This window comes from Ahniella affigens (genome assembly GCF_003015185.1).
Lineage (GTDB): Bacteria > Pseudomonadota > Gammaproteobacteria > Xanthomonadales > Ahniellaceae > Ahniella > Ahniella affigens.
On the sequence record NZ_CP027860.1, the window covers coordinates 2,272,243 to 2,291,633 of the forward strand.

A 19,391-nucleotide genomic window follows, 5' to 3' on the forward strand; every position below is an offset into this window, starting at 1 on the left:
ATAAAGCTCGTCGTGCTTTTTCGCGTTTTCGACTCGAGGTGCAGCGATGAAAGCCTACGACGCTTCGTCTAGTATCGGTTGCCATTTCATTTCTTCGTCTTACTCGTAGGAAACTCCTTTAAGCAGACTTATCTCACGCCAAAATACACGGCCAGTTCAGGTCCGGGGTTTGACTCGATACTCGGATGAACCTCGGCATGCGCGGTCCATCAAAGATCGCGCCATTAAGTCATGCCAGCCGCCCCGAAGCGTCCCTGGGTCTGGCATTGCGGGGGATTGGCCATCAATTGACGGAGGCTCGCGATCCAGATATACATTGCAACAAATCCGCATTCGCGGTTACTTGGAGGGTAAACCAATGAAGCAAATTCTGTTGCTGGCAGCTATAATCTTGGGTCAAGTCGGTTCTGCGGCGGCCGCGCCAGTGAAGGCCGATGCCCACAGTTTTCAAGAATTGTTTGAAATGCTGTCTCCGAACAAGACCGATGCTAAGCAACTCGCCGCTGCAAACGAGCTGGCGATGAAAGCGTTTCCACAATCCGTGGATTCGGCATCAGCGCTGCTCGACAATCTGGAAACGTTTAAAGTCAAGTTGGACAAGGTTTCGCTCTCTGAATCGTTTGGCGAGACGTCCGGCTTTGCCGAGTCGATGTCTGGCGAGAATTTCATCGCTCGCAATGCCGAGACGGCCATAGAGACTCTGTTGCAGAAGTCCGACGCCATGAAGGCCTTTATGGAGGTTTGCGGCGTGGTGGAGTCGGGCGGCAACTATTATCAGGTGTGCACGCGCTACGAGTGGCAGAATGGCAAGTGGGTTGCCGTGCGCTGGACGGTGACGCCGGTAACATCTGAGCCTTAGTCCGCTCGCTTGAACCCAAACAAAAGCGATGCCGCGGGAGTTTCTCCCGACTTCTCCGGTGGCATCGTTTTTTGGGTGCAACCACTGTGAGCAATCGATAGACCGACAGCCATGAATGATCTTCAACGCCAAAAGAGTCTCTGTACAAGTTAAGAGGCGATGCGTGCCATGGGTGGCTCGCCCTGAATCAAGCACGCAAGTAATTGGTTCTGGATTACTGAGTCCAGGCACGTGCCGGAGTCAGTCCGATTCTGAAAGTTCAGGATGGACCTATTCAGACCCTAAGGTTAAGGCGATCGTTCTGATGCTCCAGTGGGCACTCTTGCGGCGAGATTCAGTCTAGCAATGGTGGGGGCGTTTGCTGTGCTTCGGCGTTCGGCGAGGTGCCCAATAGGGTTGCGCTGCGACTGCTGAGCAGCGACCCAGCCTGGAAGTAGCCGATGACCGTAGCTACGCTGCGGTGCTCGGTCATCGCCATGACCTCGCCAAGCGGCACGCCTTGCCGACCTGCTTCGGTCACAAACCCCGACCTCAAACTATGTGCAGCCCAGTCGCCAGACAGCCCGGCCAACGCGGCGCGCCGCTTAACGATTCGCGCCACCTCGTCGCCGGTGATGCCGCGCTTTCCGATGTGCCCACCTCGCTGGAGCCGGCGGAAGAGGGGGCCCTCGGTGAGCTTGGCCTCGGTCAGCCAAACCTGGAGTGCACTTATCACGGGACCGCGCAATGGTTTCTCCCGGCGCGTGCCGCTGTCGTCCGTCTTGGTGGTCCCGAGCGCATAGACCCACGTCATATCATCGAGGCGTCGCAAATCTTCAACCTGGAAACTGGCAACTTCCGAACGCCGCCGCCCCCCGCCACTCCAAGTGAGCAACAGCAGCGCCCGATCTCGGAGACCGCACAGGCCATCGGTGCAAGTTGCCAGCATCGCCTCGAGCGGCTCACGCACGGCCGCGGTCTTCTTGCTCACGGTGACACCGCGGCGGACTTGAGCCGAGCGTGCTTTGGACAACAATGTCGCAACGCGGGCGTCGTCGGTTGCGGCTGGCCAGCCTCGCGATTTGTGCCAACGTGCAAGGACGGCCAAACGATGGGCCACGGTGTTGTAGGACAGCGCTCCGATCCCGCCCTTGGCCCCGTCTGCGACCAGCGCGGCATCGAGCGCCGGCGGTAACTCATGTTGCAACCCGAGCTTCGTGCGCCGCGGCAAGTGGTCGAGGATGAACTGCACGACCACCGGCACCGGCAGTGGCTGGTTACCGAAGGGGAGGGCATAGCGCCCTTGCATCCAGGCCGCCCAATAGCGCAGTGCGCTCGCATAGCTGCGCGCTGTGTTAGTAGGCGTGCCTTCGGCAACGAATTCAGCAACGGCACGCCGGCTAGCGTTAGAGAAACCGTGCGGATCCAGCGTCGGGATTGCGTCCACGGGGCAAGGAACTGGGGTATCTTTCATTACGTTCACCGTAATAATTTTACTGTTTTGCGTTAATTAGATCGGATAACATTTTCTTATCGTACCTAATTTGCGGGAGAGTAGGGCATGACAGTCGGAGTCCCTGAGACCGAGGTATTCGCGGCCGCCGATCGCGTACTGGCGCGCGGCGAACGTCCGACCGTCGACCGCGTGCGCGCAGAACTTGGACGTGGCAGCCCAGCACGCGTGAGCCAACTTCTCGATGCGTGGTGGAATGCGCTCGCCCAGCGCATGGCCGGCCAAGCACAACTGCCCGACCTCCCCGCCGAAGTCTCCCGCGCGTTTGCCGCGGTGTGGCAAACAGCTTGCGCCGAGGGCGAGCGCGCGGCGCAAGCGGGATTGTCTGAACACCGGAGCACTTTGGACGCTCAGGTTTCGTCTGCACGAACAGCGCAGCAGCAGGCCGAGGAAGCGCGTGATCGCGCATTGCAGGAAGCAGCGTCCGCGCGCGATGCGCACAGCCTAGTCTCCTGTCGGCTCACCGACCTGACTGCGTTGATCGAAACCCAGCGTCTGCAGATCATTGGGCTGGAACGTGAGGCGACAACGCTGCGCACAGAGGTCTCGCGGCAGACGGCGATGTTTGAGGACACGCGCAGCGCGCTAGATGCCGCACGAAGGGCCGCTGACGACGAACGCGCTCGCCTCACGGGCCATATTCAAGCCGTCGAGAATCGCGCCAACATAGAGATTGATCGCGCTCGCGAGGAAGCCAAAAACGTACGCCGCGAACTCATTGCAGCCCAACGCGCGCACCACATCAGCGCCAAGGACTTGCAAAGCACCTCATCCGCACTGCAAGCCGCCCAGAAGCGCTTGGCCGCAGCGGAGGCCCGCGCTGAAGCCTTGACCGTTCGACTGACGGCGCCGCGGACGCGCAAAGCCCCCCCACATGCCACACCGCAAGGGACGCCCCAGGCCAAAGCGAAACGCAGCCCTACCCGTGCATGAAGCAGACGGCGCGACGAGCTTTGGCTATGCTTCAACCTAATCAGGAATCGCCATGACGACGACATCGAAGATCGAGTGGACCGAACAAACCTGGAACCCGGCAATCGGCTGCACCAAAGTCTCGCCGGGTTGCAAGCACTGTTATGCGGAGACGTTGGCCAAGCGCCTGCAGCGCATGGGTGTCGACGCCTACCGCCAGGGGTTCAAGCTAAATCTCTTGCCAGACCGCCTTGACGAACCGCGCCGGCGCAAGAAGCCCACGATCTACTTCGTCAACTCGATGAGCGATCTGTTCCATGAGCGAATTCCAGATGCTTTTATTGACCAGGTCATGAAAACCATTCGCGAAACGCCCCAGCACCGCTATCAGATTCTCACCAAGCGTGAAGCGCGGCTCGGCGCATACTTCGCTACACGATCCGTACCGGACAATGTCTGGCTCGGTGTGTCGGTGGAGAATCGGCGCCACGGCGTGCCGCGTATCGACCTTCTGCGTACGATTCCGGCGCAAATTCGCTTCCTTTCCTGCGAACCACTGCTCGAGGACCTCGGGCCATTGAACCTCGACGGCATCCACTGGGTGATCGTGGGCGGCGAGTCTGGCGCCGAGGCACGCCCAATGCACCCCGACTGGGCGCGCGCCATTCGCCGCCAATGCGAAGCACAGGGGGCGACGTTTTTCTTCAAGCAGTGGGGTGGCTGGGGCGCGGATGGTCAGCGTCGCTCGAAGAAGGCGAACGGTCGTGAACTGGATGGTCAGCAGTGGAACGGCATGCCAGTCACTGTTGTCGATACGACGGCGGGCGTTAGCGCATGACCCAAGGCGGCTACCGCTGGTCGTTCGATGGACCGCTCCCGGTCCTCGAAGATCACAGCCGCGCCAAGCACGACGTGCTGCGTGCGTACCTGGTCAACTACTTACGGATCCTCGCGCTCTCGCCACGCAGTGAGGGCATCCGCGTTACAATCGTCGACGGATTTGCAGGCGGTGGACTTTATCGCGCGTTGTCGGGCGAGGAGGTTGGCGGTTCACCGCTCGTGCTGCTGCAGGCCCTACAGGAGGCACGCGCGCTCGTGGCCCAGGATCGGGCCGAGCGCGGCGTGCGCACTCCTTATGTCATCGATGCGCAACTGCACTTTGTCGAAGCCAAACAGACGAATCATGCTTTCTTGAACCGAGTGCTTGCCGAGCATGCGCTGGCGCACGCACCCCATACGACGGTGACGACGCATTACGGCACGTTTGAGGCGATGTTTCCCGCGATTCTCGCAGATATCAGGCAACGGCAGCGGCGTGGTGGTCGGAGCGTGTTCGTACTCGATCAATATGGCTGGAGCCAGGTTGACTTGAGCTGCGTGCGCTCGATCTTCGATGCGCTCCCGTCGGCCGAGGTGTTCCTCACCTGGATGGTCGACAACCTGATCAACTTCTTGTCTGAGCGCACTGCCGACAAGCTCGATCTGGCCCTGCGCAGGACCGGATTCGGTGCGCACATCACGACCGCGCAGCTGTTGGGCCTACGGGACGCCAACACCGATGAGGGAGCGCGAATCTGGCGGCGCTTGATCCAGACGCTACTCGCCGACGAAATTCGGACTGCTTCTGGTGCGGCGTTTCGTACGCCGTTCTACATTGTGCCGCGCGACAGTCGACGCGGATACTGGCTGCTGCATTTGGCACAGCATTTGCGCGCAAATGAAGAAATGAAGCGCATCCATTGGCAGAACAATAACCTCCACCATCCGGGCGGCGCTGGCCTCAATATGCTGGGCTACGTGGGCAGCAATGGTCAACTCGCCTTCGACAACCGGTTCGACGCGCACGCCAGCGACCTGACCATCCAAACCTTGTGCGAGGACCTGCCGCGCTGGCTCAGCGCGCAGCGAGGTCCGGTGCGTTTTGGAGATCTCGTGGCATTGACCGCGAATGAGACGCCAGCGCAACGCGCTCAGTTGCAGCAAGCGGTGTTCGGTCTTGCAAAGCGACGCGAGCTGTTACTGCACACCGTAAGTGGGGCAACTCGACGAGGCGCCAATGGCTTGGCTGACGACGATGTCGTTGAAACCTCACAACAACTGTGGCTGTTGCCACCACGCCAGACGTAATGACGGATGACTCAGAGCCCGGCTTCCAGGACGAGACAGTCTCGATACGCGTTCATCGTACACAGGTTGAGCACATGAGTCTCGACAGTCGCTGTCGGCCGATCGACGATGGACAGGCTCGCACGCTGGTTTCGCAGGCTTTGACTCCGCTACCTTCTTGAGTGCCATGCGATTCAACGACAACATTGTTGGCCAAATTATCCGGGCCGATTCCCTCGGAGCCTCGCCTCAGGAAATGAAGGAGCTTTATATCCAGCGCAATGCTTTCGAGGTGGACGTGCATGCCCCAATCTACCGGATCGTGCGGCTCGAGCATCTATATGAAGACCTTCGCGACAAGTGCTTGACGCATACCAAGATCGACAAGCTGGGATGGGGAGATTCGACGGAAAACCCGCTCCTAGATCGTTCGTTTGTGGACGAGGTTACCGGCAAGGAACTTACGCTCAACGGCGTCGTGGGCAGCGTCTTCGGCTCTTGTTGGTCCCGATCAAAACTCGATCAACCAGATGAGTGGGCCATCTTTTCGCGTCGCCAGCCTTCAGTACGTCTGCAATCGACGCCTCATAAGCTCCTTGCCGCTGCAATGAGTATCGAGAATCCGTTCTACAGTTTGCAGCACATGATCGGAAAAATGCGGTACCAGCCCGAGCAGGAAATCGAGGCGCACTTCGGGGACCCTGACTGGCAAAAGCACTTGGATAGCCTTGGACAGGGCATCGCAGCTTCGTTTCTGATCTTAAGCGAAGATCTTTCCAACGAGGACGAGGTTCGCCTTCTGTACAATCATCTCGACGAGCCATGGGCGCGAGTCAATGCCCGGTTGACTGGCCAATTTGCCAAGATCCCGTTTGACTGGGGGAAAGCAATACAAGAGGTAACGGTGGGGCCTTTCGTCGTTAATGAGAGCATGGCCACACTCAGCGCCAAACTGCGCGAGTTGGGCATTACTTGCCCGATCTCGATCGGTGCGGCAAAGAGCTAGGCCTGACGACCGAGAGCGACAGGGTATGCGTGCCGGCGCCTGAGAGTGACGGCGTATGCGGACTTTTCGGCCCGATACGCCAGACGACAGAGTTAGCGGATTCCCGACACATTCCATGGGCCGTACGGTAATATCGCAAGTGACATAATATACATTCTGCGCATTGCTATTGCTGACAAGTCAGTCTGGGAGGCCACCCCGAAACGCAACAAACTCCGGTTCCTCCCGCACGAGATCAAAATCCGAATCCCGGTCCAGCTTTTCCTTGCTAACGGAACCGTTCTCCTGAATCACTCGCTGAAGCCATTCGACAGTCTGCGCGACGATACCTTGCCTGGCAAATCCGCATGCGATGTTGAACATCGACTTCGCCCGTTGCACAACCGGAGCGTCCGGCATAATGAGGACCAAATTGTAGTCGGAAAAGGCTCCGACTCGGTCAGGCGGATCCATCCGATCCTTAGTAACGCCGCGGTTGAAAAGCGCACGCGCACGATGCGTCGCAGGCGCATCAGGCATGCTAAGCACCAGATCGTAGTCCGCGATCGCACCAATTCGGTCGGGGGGATCCAAACGACACTTAGCAAAGCCGCGGTTCACCAAGGCATGCGCGCGCTCCTCAGCTGGCGCATCGGGAATACTCAATACGGTATTGAAATCAGCGATTGCACCGACTTGGTCCGATGGTTCCATGTTGCTCTTCGCGGCCCCACGGTATACCAGGGCACGCGCGCGCTGCTTCACCGGTGCATCTGACATGCTGAGAACCAAATCGTAGTCCGAGATTGCGCTTTTCCGGTCGGGCGGTTCAAGCCGCCCCCTTACAAAGCCGCGATAAACCAAAGCTTGAGACCTATGCATTGGAGATGAGCTCGATGCATCGACAATCTCGGTCAGCCGCGCGATCGCCGAAACAAAGTCCCGCTTCAAGACATCTTGATCAGTCTTTACGAACAGTGATGCCCAATCGAGCGTCGGTGAACTTGATGTTTTGTCATTTGCTGCCGACTGACTTGGCACTTCTAGTTCTCTCAAACGTTGTATCTGGTTGTCGGCCATCCCCTTAACGCCAGCAAACATGGATTCACTTTCGGCGGGCCACTGAATACTTTCCAACTCCTTGATCATTAATCCTGTCGGGTTAGCGACGATGGCTGGTGCCTGGCCGACGAGGCGCTCGTGGAGGCGCTGCATCAGCGCGTCTGCACCGCCGCTGCCAAGCTCCACATAGAACCGACCATTACGATTCTTGGAAAGGAGTTCCCTCACTTCCCTTCTCAATCCAGCTGCGGCCTGCGCTGCGGGCTCCCGCCCGCACCAATACAGATTGCCACGGAAATCCTGGCACTGTTGCATGGCGTTGAAAGTCGTATCGTTCCAGCCGCTGTAACCCACGACAATTACACCTTGCCGCCCCAAGTAGCTGGACAGAGCACCTGCATTGACATTCGCCAGGCCAGCGATCTCTCCCGAATTGTTTGCGAGATGGTGCCGGTGTACGCTGCCATGGGTGTAAATGAGATGAACGGCCTGATCTTCGTCCTCCGGCGGTGCAATGCCGCCATGCGGTTGGTCCGTCATGAAGTACAGGACATTGTGCAATTGCAAGGCACGTTGTAGCAACGGATCGAAGTTTGTCGTAAGGATCGTCCGGCAGAATGGGCGGCGCTTGAGGTCTCGCCATTCAGAAGTAGATTGACTATGCAGCAACGACCCGAGATAGAGATGGGCGAGATTGATCCGGTTTTCTACGCGCTTACATAGTGCTCTAAAGTAGTCGCGACGCAGGTCGGCCGTGTTGAGTCCTCCCCCGCTCTGTCCAGACATGATCGCTTGGTACGCACGAGTGGTATTGTCGCCGTCAGAGTCGTCGGGCAACCCGGACTTCGCATCGATCAGGCAACGAAGCTCCGAGGGGACCGAAGAACTGACCGATTTCCAGAGATCCCGACTGAACTGATCAAATTGATTCCTGTACGATTCTGGACAATAGTCAGTAAAGGCCAGCCCTTTCTCGTCCGAAAATTGCCACCACGCGATGTCATCGCGCACCATCTTCCATGCGGTCGGGAACAAGGGAACGCTGAATCCAGATCCCAAGACCAACGTGAATGCAGGATTCATCAAGTACCGCTGGTTCTGGATACGCCTCACGACGAGTTCAATAAACTCATCAAGACTCAACACGCTAAACGGGATGTCTGCCACGATGCCCCTCAAGTTGATGCTCGGCCAACCGGCATGCTGACGCACTTATCTGCAGTCAGCATCAGTCAAGCATCGCTTGAAATGCCCATTGGATCAAGTCTCGAACGTTGCTGCCCGATGTTTGGGAACCATCTGTCGGCAGTCCTACTCTAGCGTTATCGGTTGTTGCTACCGGTTCCCAGTAACTCAAGTATCCGTCGACACATCATCCCAGTCTTGGTCCATGTACCCAATCAGCCAATTCAATGCGTAGTGGCGCTCAAGCGTCACGCTTGCATTGAGGCCGGTCGGCGGTTCCCTGTGGTTCACGCGCGCATCCACTACTGCCCAATGGTATCGGTAGATCAGGTCGGCTTCTTCGACAATGCGCTCGATGGGCTGAACATTGGCCTTGTTGATGAACGCTTTGGGTGAGCGGTCGCGGATCAGGTTGGTGGCATACTGGACATCGCAGATCTTGTCTGGTTTGCCCAAGGATTCGACGTAGCCCAAAGCCCACAGCAAGGTCCAGGCCGCTTCGTAGCGCCAGGAAAACTGCACACGATCGTTTTGGCTCGGATTTGGATCGTTGATAAATGCTGTTTCCTTCGGTGTGAAGTGTGGTGACAGGTCGAGGTCCGTCACGAGTTCATCGACCGTTTCCTGATCCAGGCCTGCGCCCTTCTCCGCCACCACCAGCAACGCCAGCGCGCGCCAGGCAATCTCGGTCTTGCTTCGAATCGTGATCCGCCGGACGTCTTCAATCGCTGGCAAGTTAGCATTCACTGGAATGCCCTCCTCCCGCAGTCGCTGATCCGATCTCGCCTTTCTCGCCAGCGCTTCCGGCGTGGCTCGATCAGCTGCCTCTTCGATTGCCTCGCGGCGTTCGATCATGGCCTTTGCCGGCACGGATGGCCATTGGGCTTCCGGGTCACTGGGTTCGGCACCGAATAGCATTCGTCCAGAGGCATCTCTGAGTCCGGACGGCGAGAACAACACGCCATTGGTCAATCGGGCCAGGCTTTGAATCAGCCCCATCCTCGGGTCGTCCGCGCCCAATGTGGAACTCTCGGTAAATCCAAGCGCAAACCGGAAATGAGGAATCAATGCTAACGCGCGTTCCTTTCCTGGCGCATCCGGGAACATCGAAAAGAAGCCTTGCATACCGCGAAGCTGCTTATCGAAATTGGCGGGCGCATACCAATCCGGATCGTGGGTCACGGTCAACGTCTGCTCGGGTTGCGAGCCGCGGATCGTGATCGTTGCGCGACGCCAGCGACTGGCGTCAGCATCCAGAGTGACTTCATGCGGCAAGGCCTTGAGCCAGGCGGCGATCGCAATGGGATCAGCTTGCTGGGAGAACAGCGTGATGGGTTCTGAGGTCATACCGGCTGGATCAGTCATGGTTGCGGAACCTGCATCTGCGTCGCTGGCATCATGTGCTACTTCATCCTGTCGGAGCGGCTCGGTCACTGCTTGCTTGGAGTCGTCAGCTCGGACTTCTGAAGGGGTATCCCTACCGCTTGATATGCCGCTGAACACGAGTATCAGGGTGGCGAGAATGCCAGCAATTGAGCGCGTCACACGATTCTGTTGCATTGTTGCCCCGAGGCGACCAGAGATGTTGGAATCAGCATCAGCATGGATATTCATGGTTCTACACTCGTAACCGCTGGCTCACCGCCATTGTCGCACGGCGCCATCTGAAACGTCCCGTCCGGGCGAAGAATCCTTGTTCCACCGGGATCGACGGCAGTGAACACCGAGCCATCGGTTGTGGCTCTTGAACGATCTGGCGCACTGGGAAGGTTCCGCCAGAGGGTGGCGGACCATTGGTCGTCTGGGCCTCGGGTCGAGCGGTAGACGTGTCTGACGCGGGTGGTCATATGCGTGAGTCCGCATCCTTGGACTGGAGCTTCGAATCGTCGCTTAGTTGGTCCGCCGAATCAGGCGGCACCTCAGCGGTCATTTCGAAACCAATCGTTATCTCCTGCTTCTACGCCGGTTCACCGACACTCACGCCCCGCCGGCAAGGTCTGCACGGCGACAAACCGGTACAGGAACTCGCTAAAGGTTTCGCCCCAGATGGCGTTGTGATTGGCGATGATGGCGGCATCGACGCTGACGTTGTAGATGGGGTTTTGGGGTTGACTGCCTTGTTGCATGTGCGGGCGTCGGCTGAGTTCGAGTTCGCCCAGGCGCCAGACATGCGTCGCGCCGAATTGAAAGTTCTGCCAATCGCAACCAATATCCTGGAAAGCTCGCATCTGGACCGTCTGGTCATCGCCCATGGCTGGGTCTTGTTTGAGGTCCAGATCGTGAGTGACAAAGGGCATGTAGTGACCCAGCGCAGTTCGGTTCTGTCGGGCCTGTTTCTTCGAAACATGCTGTTGCAGCGAGGTACTCAGGCCGCGTCCCAGCGGGAAGGCAATCTTCGTGGCGGTATCGCCGCGCGAGGTGAACACAGCCAGGATGGGGCGCTGATTGCGTGCGTGTTCGAGCGTGCGGGCGCGGCGTTCCAGAGTCGCGAAGCGCGCGGCTTCGAACGCCGGGTTCACCAGGGCAATCAGGTTGGCAGAACTGCGCGGGATCAGTCCGTTGGCGGGAAACGCGGTATCGCGCACCAGTTGTTGCTGCACCGCGCTGTAAATCAACGCGCCGCCAAAACTGTGTCCAGTGATGATCAGTTGGTTGTCATTGCCCTGCCCCGTCCGCTTGATGGCTTTGATCTTGGCGAGTTGGGCCAGTACTTCTACAGCGCCGTCGGTGCCAACGCGATGAGCGCGGGATTTGCGGGAGTAGAACGAGATTTCCTTGAACGGCTCAGTGGTTGCCGACAACCCGCGCCAACCCAGGTAGACGCCGATGACCTGGCGACCCGCGCAGGAGCGATGCGCGCAGACCATCTCGTCGTAATAGGCGATGCGGCTGAGAACATTGGCGAAGTCGATGACATTCGGATCGTCTGCCGACGCATTGTGCTTCCAGCCGTGAGCGAACACGACCATCAGTACGGACTGCTGCTGAGCCAGTGCATCGATGCGATTGATCACGGCGTCTTTCAACGACGGATCGTGCAAGGCGCCCTGGTCGTCGAACTCAACAAAGCCCAGATAGACCGGCTGCTCCGGTTGGCGCTTTTCCTCTGTTGCCTCGGCTTCGGCACGGACGCGATACCAAACCTCGTCGGCGCAACCGGATGGCAGCGCGGCGACGCACAGCGGCTCATCGGGTGCTGGCGCACGGGTGTGATAGGCGCGGTTGGGCGTGCAGGCAACTAAAGCCACACTGAGCAGCAGCATGAACAGCCAAAACCGCGAGCGCAGAGACGTGTTCAAGCCTGCATCCTCAACGCGCTGTCGTTCGCAAAGCAGCGGCTCATCATGACTCACCCCAAGGCGGTTTCTGCCAACCGAACTTACTCTCATGGATTCAGGTGCGTCAACCTAGTCGCAGTGTAGTTGGCCCGAGAGGAACAGAGACGTCGGAATCGCCATCTACGTGGACATTCATGGCATAGCCGCTGGCTCGGCCGCGTTGTCGCACGGCGCCAGTCGAAACGCCCCGCTGGGGCTCAGAATCAATGTGCCGCCCGCGTAGACGTCAATCAGCAGTTCGCCCTGAGTCGTGAGTTGGGCGCGCTCTGGCGCACCGGGCAGGCGGCGCCAGCCTTTGGCGGACCATTGGCCATCGGCGCTTTGTGTCAGTTGGAAAATTTGGCCCTCATTGGACGCCATATGTGAGAGTCCGGTCAGCGCGACAATCTGGTTGCCAAAGCGATGTATGTCAACGACGTTCTCTTTGATGATGATTTGCGTCGGACTATGGTCTGAGACGAATGCCAGAGCCCCACCCCACTCGCCTTGATTGCTGCCAACGAGCCAGCCCCGGTTCACTTGCAGCGCAACGATGGGCTCCTGAGGAATTTTCTTTGGCACGCGGATGAAGTTTTGATACCTCGGCTTCGGCGCGTTGTTTGCTGGTTCGTTTGGGTCGGGTGGCGCTTCGACGAAGTCATCACCTTCCAAGTCAAAGGCGAGTTGCTCAGCCAAGCCCGGATCGTCATAGGCATAGCGCTTTTCAGAATCCGGCTCGTTGACGATTTCAACGTCCGGGCGTTCGCATCGGGGCAGGTCTCTGCCAATGTCAAAAAAGCGGAAGAACAAACTCGGGAAGTGGTTGACGCGCTGCGCATCGTCTCTACCACTACCATGAATGATGTGCTGAATCGCTTGTTCGGCAGCGAAGCGAACCGGTGGATACCAGTGCTTGCTTGCGGTTGATTCCAGAGCGTCAATGGCCGAATGGCTCTGCAATTTCCCCAGAGAGTCAGCGGCGGCCCAGTTCAGCCGCGCATCGGTCGGGTCGTCGAGTAGCGGGATCAGTGCATCGGCGGCGCTGGGGTCGCCGATGAAGCCCAGCGTCGTGGCAGCGGCAGCGCGGATCTCCGAGTCCTCGTGATGCAGGAGCTGAACCACGACACCACTCGCGCCAGCACCCGCATGGCCAATCTCGGCGAGATCGCGCAAAACAAGGACATCGGGCGCTTTTTCCAGTCGCGCGGCAAAACTCAATGCGGCTGCCGAGGCTCGAACGCCGATCAGCGCTTGCTCAACGGCGTTGGCCAACTCGGGGCGTGCTTCGCGCAGTTTTAGAAGATCGGGGCCCAGGTTTGGGGCTTCGATCTCCAGGCCGGCGATGATTGTCAGCGCACCGATAGCAACTTGCTCTGAGGTCTCCGGGGCCTCGGCGATGGCCAGCAAGTCTGGCGCGAGCTCAACGCGGGAGTCGTCGAGCGTACGCATGAGTCTGGCGAGCTTGTCGTATTGGTCTGGGTTGCATTCTGGTTGGCATCGGGCTGCCGCAATGATGTGCGGAAATGCGCGCTTGGCACAGTTTCGGAGCGCATACCCCTCGCTATTGTGGCGCGCCGAATCAGCGGCCACATAGCGTGCGACGAGTTCTCTCATGGGGGCCTCGCCTGACATGTCGCATAGTACGAATAGCAAGTCATCCAGATCGCGATCGAGACCGGCTTGAATCTCGGGCAGGTAGCCGGCGTCAACTTCAGGGATGTCGGCGAGTGTTCTGGCTGCCAGGTTCGCGACGCTGAGATTGGCGTCTGACAGCGCTTCCACCAAGCCCGGCACGACCTCTGGCGCGAAGGATTGCAACCGCGTCTTCAGAGCCAAGTCGGCATCGCGATGTTGCTGATCATCGCCTGCCGTTCTGGCGTGCAAAGCGACCAGGCACGAGTCCAGCGTGTCGCAATGCGTGCTGTCTTCGCTTTCTGCCGCAGAAATGCCCACCGGTGCCAAGGCGAGAACGATAGCGATGCCGAATGGGATGGAAAGCGCGCGCATTGGAGTCACGGAGCACCTCAGTCAAGGGAAGATCTGGTCGCGAGCGTACTCGGCCTCGCCTAGTCGGACGTGTCCATAACGGTCATCCATGCACATTGGGCGCATGTTGCCGGTGTGACGAGCCTGGCGGGCCGTTGCCCAGGGTGAACACAGATACGTTACTTGGCCGGCTCAGGGGTTTCGTCAGGAACAATGACCTCGTCAATGATCGGAGACATGGTGACCTCGATCGAGGTGTTGCCTCCGACGTTGATCTCGATGTTTGGATAATTCAAGGTTGAGAAGCCCTCGAGTTCGGCTTTCAGGCTGTAGCTGCCCGGGGCCAGGTCCAGATACCGCGCCTGGCCTTCGGCATTGGTGACCTGAATCTGTGGTGGCGTTGGGCCGCTGATTGTCACGGTAACACCAGGCAGAGCCTGTCCGGATTCATCCGCCACGGACACAAACAAGTTGCCGCTTTGCAGCTGTGCGTGCGTGATTGGGACAGCGAACAGCGCCCAGAGTGCCAGCGCAACGAGGATCTTCCAAAGCGTTCGGGTATTCATGGCGTCAATCGGCCTCCGGCTTTGATCACAGCATAGCGGCAAGCACCCTGTCTTGTGCTGGGGCATCGAGTTTGAACGATTGCGAGTGGTCTTGGACCGTCCTGAATGGTTCGCGCGCCGACTTGCTACGCCTATCCGGCTGGCAATCCGGATTCGGACGGCATCGGCATCAGCTCGCAGCGTGTCAGTTGATTTAGTACTGATCGAATAGGCTGAGCGGTTCGGCGATTTGCTGCCGATCACGCCAGGCCAGCATCCCGAGCAGTAGCCCCCGAAACGCCAGCCATGCAAACGTGGTGCATAGCAAGATGGTCATCATCGTTGGGCTCCGAAAGAGAACAGGCGCCAGCTGCGCTCGGCCAACCACAGCACCAGAAGCGACGCCCCAAACAGTGGCAGCAGCAACCCCATCACAATGGCGCAGGCGGTCAGCCACGCAGGCCACCGTCCGATTGGGCGTGGCGGAATCCCGACTGACCGCGCTGGGCGTCGGCGCCACCACGCAGCGATGCCCGTAACGACCAACCACACTAACGCTGCCGCAAACACGGTGTTGACCCATGGTCCGGCGCGTCCAAAGAAGCTCCCCTCGTGCAGATCGACGCCCGTCGCGACGCCCTTTGCGAGCAGCGGGAAGTCGTCCCATGTCGCGGTGGCCAGCACGGCGCCGTCCACGCGATCGAACAGCACATAGCGCTCGGTCGACGCCCGCGCCCGCAAGGAGCGCACGGACACGGCGGAACCGGGTGGTCCATCGACCATATACAGCATGAGATCGCCCTCGACCCCGGCGCCACGTGCCTGTTGCACCATGGCGTCCAGTGACGCGGATTGGGAAGTGTCCGACTTACCCGCAAACACAGGTGCGAATCCGGTGGCCGGCGGTCCCTCTTGGTCGAGTGCACGTTGCACCCGCCCGAGCACCTGCGTGCCCCACAGGCTCGTCCACGGCAGCGCCGTCAGCAGAAACAGCACAATCGCCAGCGAAAACCAGACAGCCACGCAAGCATGCAGGTCGCGCCAGAACACGCGTCGTCCCGCGTTGATGCGCGGCAGTAGCACCTGCCATGGCGTGCGCGCGTCGCGCGGCCACCATAGATACAGACCGGTGAGTACCATGATGATGGTCCAGCACGCACCGAGTTCCAGCAGCCAGCTGCCGGCGTCGCCGAGGGGCCAACCGCCGTGGAGCATTCGGCTCCAGCCCGGCAACCAATCCGCGTTGTGCAGCACACCGAGTACGCGGCCGCGATAGGGGTCTACAAATACTGCCGCAGGCAGACCGCCCGAATCGGCAAAGGTGACCTGGGTGCTCCGAGCGGGCTCGGCTGGCAGCAGCACGCCGGCGATCCGTTGGCCCGGCATGGCGTCACGCGCGGCCTGTAGCTGAGCATCGACTGACGTGGCCACGGGCCCCGGCGCGACAAAGCGCAGCTCGGCATGTTGCGCGTCGATCCAAGCCTGCGACCACAAATACATCGTACCGGTCAGCGACTGCCACAGCACAAATGGCACGACCAGCACCGCCGACAGGAAATGCCAGCGCCAAGCGCGGAGGCGCAGTGTGCGTGCGGCATCCGTGGGTGCGGCATCCGTGCGTGCGGCAGCTGATGGTGTTTGCAAAGTCGTGGGAATCGAGGTCATGCCGCGGCCGGTCTTGAGCGGCGTGCGAGCGTAACAGCGCACACTGATCGGCCCCCTGCGACCGATTGCCGCAGGGCGCTTGTTTGCGCTTGGTTGTTGCGCGCGTAACGCCATGAGCGCGAGACGGTGCGACAAACGGTCGCATGGGCGTCGCGGCGAGACGTGCTTAGACTCGTCCGGATATCCCGGCGACGCGCTGCGCGCCGTCGCTACTGCTTTTCTTGCCTTGAAGGAACCCCGACCGTGTCCGATCACTTCCAATCCGTGCGACCCATGTCGCGCCTCGCTGTTGCCATTGCAGCCGCCTGTGCGGCGTTTGCGGCATCTGCTGCTGATGCACCTGATACGGCGCAACTCGATGCCATCGAAGTGCGTGCCGATCGTCTCGACGCGGCGGCACTGGAACGTGCGAAAACGCCTGGTGCGGTGACCATCGTCGATGGCGAGAGCTTTCACGAACGTCAAGTCAACAACACCAGCGACGCGCTGCGCTATGTGCCTGGTCTGTGGACGGACAGCGCCTACGGCGGCGACGCTGTGTTTCTGTCCAGTCGCGGCTCCAACCTCGACGCCACCGACTACGACACGAATGGTATCAAGTTGCTTCAGGACGGCTTGCCGGTAACGACGGCTGACGGCAACAACCACAATCGCTTTCTCGATCCCCTCGCCGCCCGTCAGGCGGTGATCGCACGCGGCGCGAATGCGCTGACTTATGGCGCGAGCAATCTGGGTGGTGCGATCGATTTTCTGACGCCCACGGCTCGCAATAGTTCGACGCGCCAAGTCTTTGTCAATGCGGGCAGCTTCGGTCACATCAACGGCCGCGCAACGCTCGGCGGTGTCGCCGATGATTTCGACGGCCTGGTGACACTTGACGCCAAGGCACGCGACGGCTATCGCGACCATAGTCGCCAGACGCGCGAGAGCCTGTTCGCGAATGCTGGTTGGCAGTTGGGTGACGATGTTGAAGTGCGTGTCTTCGCCACCCACGTGAACAGCGATGAGGAACTCGCCGGCGCGCTTACGCGCGCTCAGGCCGAGGCCGATCCGAACCAGGCGAATCCGTCGGCGCTCACGGGCAACTTTCAGCTCAACGTGACGACCAACCGCTTCGCGTCCAAAGCGATGTGGGACATCGATGCCAGCAGCCGATTGGAAGTCGGACTGTCCTACGAGGACCAGTCGCTGTACCACCCGATTGTCGACAAGATTCTGGTGGACTTCGATGGCAGTGGCCCGAATCCTCCGGTCGAGGTCTTCAGCCTGCTCAAGAACACGGATCAGAAGAATCTCGGCGGCATGTTGCGCTACAACGTCCGTGCGGGTGACCACGATCTGCTCGCCGGACTCAATCTTGGCGATACCCGTGAGGACGGCGGCAACTACCGCAACGATGGCGGTCGGCGCAATGGCCTGACCGGCATCATCGACAATGATTCGGACAGCGCCGAACTGTTCTTGCTCGATCGCTGGACGGTGGCACCAGACTGGACGCTCGTTTATGGCGCCCAGGGCGTCCTGGCGGGACGTGACGTGAGCACTACCGACGTTGCGAGTGGTAACGAGCGCAATCCGGCCGAAGACTACAGCGCGATCAACCCGCGCATTGGCGTTCTCCATGGCCTGGGGGCTGGCAGCGAACTGTTCGCAAGCGTCAGCCGACTATTCGAAGCGCCCACGACGTTCGAAATCGAAGATGACGTGCGTGGCAACGGCGATGCGTTGGACCCGATGCGCGGCGTGGTCTACGAGGTCGGTGTGCGCGGCGCCTCATCGGCTGCTATCGATACTGCCCGCTGGCATTGGGACGTGTCGGTGTATTACGCCCAGATCGACGACGAGATTCTATCGGTCGATGACCCGGCAGCGCCGGGCACGAGCCTCTCCACCAACGTTGACCGCACCATCCACGCGGGTGTCGAAGCCCTTGTCGGCGGTTCTATTCCGATTGGCACCACAGGCGTGCATCGCATCGATCCGCTCGTGAGCGCCACGTTCAATCAGTTCTCGTTCGACAACGACGCGCTTTACGCCGACAACGACTTGCCGGCGGCGCCGGACTACGTGATCCGCAGCGAGTTGATGTATCGACACGCGGGCGGCTTCTACATTGGCCCCACGCTCGATCTGGTGGGTGAGCGGTATGCCGACTTTGCGAACAGCTACCGGGTGGATTCCTACACGCTGCTAGGTCTGCGCGCCGGGTTCTCGGCTGAGCGCTGGGATGTCTACGGCGAACTGCGCAATCTGCTCGACGAGGATTACATCGCGACGATGAGTGTGCGCAACCGCGCGTTCGAGAGCGATGCGATTTTGCAGCCGGGTGCGCCGCGTGCGGTGTTTGTTGGCTTGCGCTACCAGTTCTGACGTTGGCAACGTCGCGGGCGGATCAATTCAGCGTCGTGTGGTCACGACGCTGCGTCGCTGCGCAGTGCGGTTCGCAAGGTGCCGTAATCCTTGCGCAGCGAATGCCAACTTGAGCGCGGCGCTTACTACCGGGTCGGATCGGGCGTGGCTTCAGACGGATCCTCGATCGTGATGACATCTTCGATGGCGGGCGACATCGTGACTTCGATTGAAGTGTTGCGGCCAACTTCGATGTCGATGCTCGGGTAGTTCAGCGTGGAGTAACCCTCCAACTCCGCTTTCAGGCTATAGGTGCCAGGAGCCAGACCCAGAAAGCGTGCTTGCCCCGCTGCGTTCGTGACCTGAACTTGCGGCGCGCCCTCGCCTGTGACGGTCACGGTCACGCCAGGCAGCGCTTGCGCGGATTCGTCCGTGACATACACAAACAGGTTGCCACTTTGCAGCTGCGCATGCGCGGGTTGGAAGACGGCTAGCACCAGGAACGCTAGTGCGAAGACGATGGTCGAAAGAACACGGGTAGTCATAGCAGTTACCTATCTCGGCGATCGAACAGGAAGAACCTTCAAGAACACCATTACCCGGGCCTGTTTGAACCCGTCCCGGACTGCCAGGCTCATGCTGAGCTTCGCGTATTGCCAAGTTCAGTACCTCAACATCGATTACCGGGACGACCGATTCTGGCGGGTCTTGGGTCAGACACTTGTTGGCGATGTGCCAGCACCGATGGCTGCCCCAGTTAGCAGTCTACCTTGGATCATGACGGCTTACTCGCAGTGATCGACAAACAGCCCGGATGCACTGGTGGTCTTCGGTGGGTGCTGGTTCACTCGCGTGATTGCGAATAGTTCTTGATCAATCGATCCGATCGTTAGGAACTTGGAAAACGTGTACGACGTAAACAACAACA

Annotated in this window: 16 protein-coding genes; 7 read left to right on the forward strand and 9 right to left on the reverse strand. The window is 59.6% G+C overall.

Annotation, left to right across the window (positions count from 1 at the left end):
- The first annotated feature begins 358 nt into the window (after window positions 1-358).
- A complete protein-coding gene (locus C7S18_RS08665) occupies window positions 359-859 on the forward strand; it encodes a hypothetical protein (RefSeq protein ID WP_106891183.1) in 501 nt (166 codons plus the stop codon).
- A 334-nt stretch (window positions 860-1,193) separates the two neighbouring features.
- Here the strand turns inward: C7S18_RS08665 and C7S18_RS08670 are convergent, their stop codons facing one another.
- A complete protein-coding gene (locus C7S18_RS08670) occupies window positions 1,194-2,312 on the reverse strand; it encodes a site-specific integrase (RefSeq protein ID WP_106891184.1) in 1,119 nt (372 codons plus the stop codon).
- 87 nt (window positions 2,313-2,399) lie between these two features.
- Here C7S18_RS08670 and C7S18_RS08675 point away from each other — a divergent pair, with 87 nt between their 5' ends.
- From C7S18_RS08675 to C7S18_RS08690, 4 genes are all read left to right on the forward strand, one after another.
- Entirely contained in the window at window positions 2,400-3,284 is an 885-nt protein-coding gene (locus tag C7S18_RS08675; protein ID WP_106891185.1) for a DNA-binding protein, read from the forward strand.
- 52 nt (window positions 3,285-3,336) lie between these two features.
- Window positions 3,337-4,101, forward strand: coding sequence for a DUF5131 family protein (locus C7S18_RS08680; RefSeq protein WP_106891186.1), 765 nt, complete (start codon window positions 3,337-3,339; stop codon window positions 4,099-4,101).
- A complete protein-coding gene (locus tag C7S18_RS08685) occupies window positions 4,098-5,390 on the forward strand; it encodes a three-Cys-motif partner protein TcmP (protein ID WP_106891187.1) in 1,293 nt (430 codons plus the stop codon). Before C7S18_RS08680 ends, C7S18_RS08685 begins: the two co-directional genes overlap by 4 nt.
- Window positions 5,391-5,556: 166 nt before the next feature.
- The gene (locus C7S18_RS08690) at window positions 5,557-6,375 is read left to right on the forward strand and encodes a hypothetical protein (RefSeq protein WP_106891188.1); all 819 of its coding nucleotides are present in this window, start codon (window positions 5,557-5,559) and stop codon (window positions 6,373-6,375) included.
- Window positions 6,376-6,555: 180 nt separating this feature from the next.
- Here C7S18_RS08690 and C7S18_RS08695 read toward each other — a convergent pair whose 3' ends face one another.
- The 7 genes from C7S18_RS08695 to C7S18_RS08720 form a co-directional block, all read right to left on the reverse strand.
- Window positions 6,556-8,583 (reverse strand): TPR end-of-group domain-containing protein, encoded by a 2,028-nt coding sequence (locus C7S18_RS08695; RefSeq protein ID WP_146151835.1) that lies wholly within the window; start codon window positions 8,581-8,583, stop codon window positions 6,556-6,558.
- Window positions 8,584-8,769: 186 nt separating this feature from the next.
- Window positions 8,770-9,966, reverse strand: coding sequence for a DUF4272 domain-containing protein (locus C7S18_RS24930; protein WP_240624012.1), 1,197 nt, complete (start codon window positions 9,964-9,966; stop codon window positions 8,770-8,772).
- A 602-nt stretch (window positions 9,967-10,568) separates the two neighbouring features.
- Window positions 10,569-11,900: a hypothetical protein gene (locus C7S18_RS08705; RefSeq protein WP_146151836.1), complete on the reverse strand. Its 1,332-nt coding sequence runs from the start codon at window positions 11,898-11,900 to the stop codon at window positions 10,569-10,571.
- 171 nt (window positions 11,901-12,071) lie between these two features.
- Window positions 12,072-13,925 (reverse strand): HEAT repeat domain-containing protein, encoded by a 1,854-nt coding sequence (locus C7S18_RS08710; RefSeq protein ID WP_106891191.1) that lies wholly within the window; start codon window positions 13,923-13,925, stop codon window positions 12,072-12,074.
- A 158-nt stretch (window positions 13,926-14,083) separates the two neighbouring features.
- Window positions 14,084-14,470 (reverse strand): carboxypeptidase-like regulatory domain-containing protein, encoded by a 387-nt coding sequence (locus C7S18_RS08715; protein ID WP_170113184.1) that lies wholly within the window; start codon window positions 14,468-14,470, stop codon window positions 14,084-14,086.
- Window positions 14,471-14,663: 193 nt separating this feature from the next.
- Window positions 14,664-14,789 carry a hypothetical protein gene (locus tag C7S18_RS25115; RefSeq protein WP_276309428.1) on the reverse strand — a complete coding sequence of 42 codons (126 nt, stop codon included), beginning with the start codon at window positions 14,787-14,789 and terminating at the stop codon, window positions 14,664-14,666.
- Window positions 14,786-16,114, reverse strand: coding sequence for a PepSY-associated TM helix domain-containing protein (locus tag C7S18_RS08720; RefSeq protein ID WP_170113185.1), 1,329 nt, complete (start codon window positions 16,112-16,114; stop codon window positions 14,786-14,788). The genes C7S18_RS25115 and C7S18_RS08720 overlap by 4 nt, the downstream gene beginning before the upstream one ends.
- Before the next feature lie 243 nt (window positions 16,115-16,357).
- Here C7S18_RS08720 and C7S18_RS08725 point away from each other — a divergent pair, with 243 nt between their 5' ends.
- Window positions 16,358-18,484, forward strand: coding sequence for a TonB-dependent receptor family protein (locus C7S18_RS08725; RefSeq protein ID WP_240624013.1), 2,127 nt, complete (start codon window positions 16,358-16,360; stop codon window positions 18,482-18,484).
- Window positions 18,485-18,609: 125 nt separating this feature from the next.
- Here the strand turns inward: C7S18_RS08725 and C7S18_RS08730 are convergent, their stop codons facing one another.
- The gene (locus C7S18_RS08730) at window positions 18,610-19,008 is read right to left on the reverse strand and encodes a carboxypeptidase-like regulatory domain-containing protein (RefSeq protein ID WP_106891195.1); all 399 of its coding nucleotides are present in this window, start codon (window positions 19,006-19,008) and stop codon (window positions 18,610-18,612) included.
- A 91-nt stretch (window positions 19,009-19,099) separates the two neighbouring features.
- Between C7S18_RS08730 and C7S18_RS24450 the strand changes: the two genes are divergently transcribed.
- On the forward strand, window positions 19,100-19,261 hold the full coding sequence (locus C7S18_RS24450) for a hypothetical protein (RefSeq protein WP_170113186.1): 162 nt from the start codon (window positions 19,100-19,102) through the stop codon (window positions 19,259-19,261).
- The last annotated feature ends 130 nt before the right edge of the window (window positions 19,262-19,391 follow it).